Annotated in this window: 4 protein-coding genes; all 4 read left to right on the top strand. The window is 62.8% G+C overall.

The window, feature by feature from the left end:
* The coding region (locus tag VL752_RS02180) for an acetylxylan esterase (RefSeq protein ID WP_325352095.1) at positions 1-459 on the top strand (459 nt) is incomplete at its 5' end.
* Positions 456-1,184: an esterase family protein gene (locus tag VL752_RS02175; protein WP_325352094.1), complete on the top strand. Its 729-nt coding sequence runs from the start codon at positions 456-458 to the stop codon at positions 1,182-1,184. The genes VL752_RS02180 and VL752_RS02175, both read left to right, overlap by 4 nt.
* Positions 1,185-1,486: 302 nt before the next feature.
* Positions 1,487-2,404 carry a catalase family peroxidase gene (locus tag VL752_RS02170; protein ID WP_325352093.1) on the top strand — a complete coding sequence of 306 codons (918 nt, stop codon included), beginning with the start codon at positions 1,487-1,489 and terminating at the stop codon, positions 2,402-2,404.
* Complete coding sequence (locus VL752_RS02165) at positions 2,401-2,952, top strand: cytochrome b (protein WP_325352092.1); 552 nt, start codon at positions 2,401-2,403, stop codon at positions 2,950-2,952. Before VL752_RS02170 ends, VL752_RS02165 begins: the two co-directional genes overlap by 4 nt.
* Positions 2,953-2,990: the final 38 nt, after the last annotated feature.

Here is a 2,990-nt window from a genome sequence, read left to right as displayed (position 1 = left end):
GGGCTCTACCCTGAGATTGAGGGGCGCATCGGCTACAGCGGCATCAGCCTCGGCGGCGGCATCGGCGCGCTGGCCCTGGCTTTCGACGAGCGCATCGACCGTGGCCACCTCACCGTGCCGACCTTCGGCAATATGCCGCTGTGGCTGAGCCTGCCCACCGTCGGCAGCGCCCGCGCCGTCCAGGCCTATGCGGCCCAGCACCCGGAGGTGAGGGAGAGGCTGCGCTTTTTCGATGCCGCCACCGCCGCCGCGCGCATCAAAATACCGATGCTTTTCGCAGTCGCGCGCTTCGATCCGGCCGTCGCCCCACCCTGCCAGTTCTCGGTCGCCCAAGCCCGGACCGAGACAGATCATCACGAAACCTTCGTGCTGGACGCAGGCCACTCCGACTATCCTGGCATGGAGACGCAGCACGCGCGTCTCGCGGACAAGGTCAGGACGTTCTTCGGGGCAAGATGAGGCGAGAGTATCGGCGGTGGTACAGCCACCGGCTGCAGCGAGAGATGGAACTGCTGATCTTCGGCCATGCCGGCGCGAAAGTGCTCATGTTCCCGACGCGAGACGGACGCTTCTGGGAATATGAGCAACTCAACGTCGTGAATGCGCTGGCCGACAAGGTCACGGCCGGGCATCTGCAGCTCTATTGCATCGAAGGCCTGGCGCGGGAAACGTTCTACGACCGGGGGCGTCCGCCGGCAGATCGCATCCGCCGCCACGCCGCCTTCGAGGACTATATCCTGTACGAAGTGCTGCCGCTCATGGCCTGGATGAATGGGCATGACTGCACGATCGCCATGGGCTGCAGCCTCGGCGCCTTCCAGGCCGCGAGCCTGGTGTTCCGCCATCCCCATCTGTTCCGCAAGCTCGCCGCTTTCTCCGGCCGCTATGACCTCACCTTGCAGGTCGAGAACTTTGGCGATCTCTTCGACGGCTATTACGGTGAGGATATCTATTTCCATACGCCGACGCATTTCCTGCCCAATCTCGGCTGTGACTGGCGGCTGGAGAAATTGCGCGCGCTCGATATCGTGCTGACGGTCGGCCGGGATGACCCTTTTCTCGACAATAATGTCCACCTCCACCGCCTGCTCGGCGAGATGAACGTGCGGCACCAGCTCCATGTCTGGGACGGTCGCGCCCATCGCGGCAGCGCGTGGCGCGCCATGGCCGCGCTTTATGTGTGAGGCGCTCCGGATTGCTTGAAGGACTGCCGGGCATTCAGGTCGGAGGCCCACCAGCACAGTAACAATTTTCCCTTCACTGAAATCCTGCCGAGGCGCATGATCCGCTGGCCAAGGAGAAAACTTCCTGCGCCTTGAGCGACACAGGATTAAGCGAGGACTGAATGCCACCAACTCGCCCGCCACTTTCTCGACTGCCTATAGGACCTTTCATCGTCATTGCGGCGGTTGTCGGCATCAGTGCCGCGGCGTTCGGCTTTACTGCCGGGTGGCTGTCCCCCGGCCGATTGACCCCGGCCAAAGTCGTGAACGCCCTCGCACCTCCCGGCGGCCCCGCACTGGGTCACCGGCGCAACCATGCGAAAGGCATCTGCTTCACCGGAACCTTCACGTCCAACGGCGCAGGTACCGCACTCTCGGCCGCGCGCGTCTTAGCGCCCGGCCAATATCCGGCACTCGGTCGTTTCAATCTGGCGACGTCGGACGCGAATGCGGCCGATGCCACGGTCCGAGTGCGCGGCATGGGCCTGCAGATCGGCAGCTCTTCAGCCGATATTTGGCGAAGTGCCATGATCACGGCACCGATCTTTCCCGTCTCCACCCCGCAGGGATTTTACGATCTGCTTCGCGCGTCCGGAAGCAAGGCACCAGATGCGATGAAGAACTTCGTCGCCGCCCATCCTGAATTCTCCAATTTCCTCAAATGGGCGACGACTTCACCCTGGACCGGCAGCTACGCGGAGGACCGCTTCAACAGTCTGGACAGCTTCACCTTTACCAACGCGTCCGGCCAGTCGAGCATCGTGCGCTGGTCGCTGATCCCGAGCGCGCCACCCGTTGCGATAACACCGGATGAGCTGGCCAAGCGTGGCCCCGACTATTTGGAATCCGAGATTTCCGCCCGTGTCGGCAAGGCACCGCAAAGCTGGACGATGGTCGTGACGATCTCCAATCCCGGCGATCCCACCGCAGATCCCAGCAAGGCATGGCCCGCCGACCGCCGCACGGTTCCCGTCGGCACGCTGACCGTGCAGAAGATCGAGCCCGAAGCGAACGGCCCCTGTCGTGATATCAATTTCGACCCGACGGTTCTGCCGCCCGGCATGGCGACATCGAATGATCCTTTCCCCGCAGCACGATCCGCTGCCTACGCCGTCTCGTACGATCGGCGAACGGCAGAAGCCGCGGACTATCCGCGCACGTCACAGGGAGGCACGCAATGACCATAGGCCGTCAAAGGTTCACCGTGCTGCAGCGCCTGCTTCACTGGTTTATGGCTGTCTGCATCATTGCCATGCTGTTCATTGGCGTCGGCATGGTCTCGACGCTCTCGACCCGATATCTGACCCTGGTTTCCATTCACAAGCCTTTGGGAATCGCGATCCTGGTTCTCGCGCTGATCCGCCTCGGCGTTCGGTTTCGATACGGCGCACCCGCCCTGCCGCGCGACATGCCAGAACCCATGAAGCTCGCGGCACATCTGTCGCACATCATCTTCTACGGGCTGATGATCATCATGCCCCTTCTTGGTTGGGGCATGCTCTCCGCCGCCGCCTATCCCGTCTCGCTCGTTGGCAATCTGTATCTGCCGGCCATTCTTCCGCAAAGCGACAGCCTGCACACCCTCCTGTGGGATGCCCATCGCTATCTGGCTTTTCTGTTCTTCGCCTTGATCCTGCTCCATCTGGCTGCGGCGTTGTTTCATGCTCTCGTGCGGCGCGACGGCGTATTCGAAGCGATGGCCTCCGTCAGGACGGGCGAAGGTCCCTGATCCGCGCGGTTCAATCGGCGGCGTCACCTTGTTCGTCC

The sequence above is a fragment of the Acidisoma sp. genome, assembly GCF_035492295.1.
Taxonomy (GTDB): Bacteria; Pseudomonadota; Alphaproteobacteria; order Acetobacterales; family Acetobacteraceae; genus Acidisoma.
Note: the sequence above shows the minus strand (reverse complement) of the source record. Positions and strands in the feature narration are given on the sequence as shown.